The organism is Streptomyces sp. NPDC049577, assembly GCF_040675635.1.
Lineage (GTDB): Bacteria > Actinomycetota > Actinomycetes > Streptomycetales > Streptomycetaceae > Streptomyces.
Genome location: NZ_JBFAPH010000539.1, coordinates 1 through 2,470, shown reverse-complemented (window position 1 = coordinate 2,470; position 2,470 = coordinate 1). Strand labels below are relative to the sequence as shown.

The window sequence follows — 2,470 nt, the reverse complement described above, 5'->3', positions numbered from 1 at the left end:
TGGCAGTGCGATCCAGCGCAGCGGGAAGGAGGGGTGGAATTCGGGTGCGTGGGCGAGGAGTTCACGTGGGCCGAGGCCGGCTCTGGCGTGTCCGGCGGCGCGGCGGGCGGCGCGACCGGAGGCGCCGGGGGTGCCGGAGGTGCCGGGGGCGCCGCCGGCGGGGCCTGCGGCGGGGTGGGCTGCGACGGGCCGGCCTGCGGCGGAGTGGCGGCCGGCGCGATCATCGTCGGCTGGTAGCTCACGTCCGGCGCGGCCGGCGGCGTCGCCGGTGCCGCCGGGGCCGGGGGCGTCTTCGGGGCCTCCCCCGGAGCCGGCGGCGTCTGCGGCGGGGGACCGAAACCCTGCGGCGGCTGCGGCGGCTGGGGCGGCTGTGACATCGGCTGGCTTTCCTCTGTACGGCAGACGAGCGGATGTTCTTTGTATCACTCGAAGCCGAGGGCCAACCGGGGCGTTCCCGGCGCAGCCGGTCGTCTGGGACCGGGCCGTGACGAGACTGTTGCGGGGTTTCCCGTTACGCGTCCTCCGCCAGCTCCAGCCAGCGCATCTCCAGGTCGTCACGCTCGGAGGCCAGTTCCCGCAGCTCCGCGTCCAGCTTGGCCACCGCCTCGAAGTCGGTGGCCTGTTCGGCGATCCGCTCGTGCAGCTTCGCCTCCTGCTCGGAGATGCGGTCGAGCCGGCGCTCGATCTTCTGCAGCTCCTTCTTCGCGGCGCGCGCGTCCGCCGCCGGCTTGGCCTTGGCGGCGGCGCCCAGCGCGGCGGGGGCCGGCGTCGCGGCCTCGATGACGCGCTGACGCCGTTCCAGGTACTCGTCGAGGCCGCGCGGCAGCATCCGCAGCGCGCGGTCGCCCAGCAGCGCGAACACCCGGTCCGTGGTGCGCTCGACGAAGTAGCGGTCGTGGCTGATGACGACCATCGAGCCGGGCCAGCCGTCGAGGAGGTCCTCCAGCTGCGTGAGCGTCTCGATGTCGAGGTCGTTGGTCGGCTCGTCGAGGAAGAGGACGTTGGGCTCGTCCATCAGCAGCCGCAGCAGCTGGAGCCGGCGGCGCTCACCGCCGGAGAGGTCGCCGACGGGCGTCCACTGCTTCTCCTTGGTGAAGCCGAACTTCTCGCACAGCTGGCCCGCCGTCATCTCCCGGCCCTTACCCAGGTCGACGCGGTCGCGCACCTCCTGCACGGCCTCCAGCACCCGCTTGGCCGGGTCGAGTTCGGCGACCTCCTGCGAGAGGTAGGCCAGCTTCACCGTGCGGCCGACGACGACCTTGCCCTTCGCCGGCTGCTTCTCGCCCTCCGTGCGGGCCGCCTCGGCGAGCGTGCGCAGCAGCGACGTCTTGCCGGCGCCGTTGACGCCGACCAGGCCGATGCGGTCACCGGGGCCCAGCTGCCAGGTGAGGTGCTCGATGAGCACCTTCGGGCCGGCCTGGACGGTGACGGCCTCCAGGTCGAAGACCGTCTTGCCCAGGCGCGAGCTCGCGAAGCGCATCAGCTCGGCGTTGTCGCGCGGCGGCGGCACGTCCGCGATGAGCTCGTTCGCCGCCTCGATGCGGAAGCGCGGCTTGCTCGTACGGGCGGGGGCGCCGCGTCGCAGCCAGGCCAGCTCCTTGCGCATCAGGTTCTGCCGCTTGGCCTCCTCGGTCGCGGCGATGCGCTCCCGCTCGGCCCGCGCGAAGACGTAGTCGCTGTAGCCGCCCTCGTACTCGTGCACGGTGCCGCGCTGCACGTCCCACATGCGCGTGCACACCTGGTCGAGGAACCAGCGGTCGTGGGTGACGACCACCAGCGCCGAGCGGCGCGCCTGGAGGTGGCCGGCGAGCCAGGAGATGCCCTCGACGTCGAGGTGGTTGGTGGGCTCGTCCAGGACGATCAGGTCCTGGTCGGCGATCAGCAGCTTCGCCAGCGCGATGCGCCGCCGCTCGCCGCCGGAGAGCGGGCCGATCACGGTGTCCAGACCCTGCGGGAACCCGGGCAGGTCCAGGCCGCCGAACAGACCCGTCAGCACGTCGCGGATCTTGGCGTTGCCGGCCCACTCGTGATCGGCGAGGTCGCCGATGACCTCGTGCCGGATCGTCGCGGCCGGGTCGAGGGAGTCGTGCTGGGTCAGCACGCCGAGCCGCACATGGCCCGCGTGCGTCACGCGCCCGGCGTCGGCGTCCTCCAGCTTGGCGAGGATGCGGATGAGCGTGGTCTTGCCGTCGCCGTTCCGCCCGACCACGCCGATCCGGTCCCCCTCGTTGACCCCGAGGGAAACGCCGTCGAGCAGCGCACGGGTGCCGTACACCTTGTCGACGGCTTCCAGATTGACCAGGTTGGTTGCCATTGCGCTCCTCGCTGTGAGTTACGCACTCCAGGATCCCATGACGTGGGTGGTTCCCTGACCCGCCCCGTCCCGGGGGCTCCGCCCCCGAACGTTCGGGGTAGCGGGTGGGCGGGTGGGGGAAGCGGGGGTCCGGGGGCGGAGCCCCGGTCACGGGGA

Annotated in this window: 2 protein-coding genes; one reads left to right on the top strand and one right to left on the bottom strand. The window is 72.8% G+C overall.

Annotated elements, in window-relative coordinates; genetic code table 11:
- Positions 1-237, top strand: a 237-nt coding sequence (locus AB0K09_RS32310; protein ID WP_366068956.1) for a hypothetical protein, incomplete at its 5' end; no start/stop codon positions are given.
- Between the two features lie 274 nt (positions 238-511).
- Here AB0K09_RS32310 and AB0K09_RS32305 read toward each other — a convergent pair.
- On the bottom strand, positions 512-2,314 hold the full coding sequence (locus tag AB0K09_RS32305) for an ABC-F family ATP-binding cassette domain-containing protein (RefSeq protein ID WP_366068955.1): 1,803 nt from the start codon (positions 2,312-2,314) through the stop codon (positions 512-514).
- Positions 2,315-2,470: the final 156 nt, after the last annotated feature.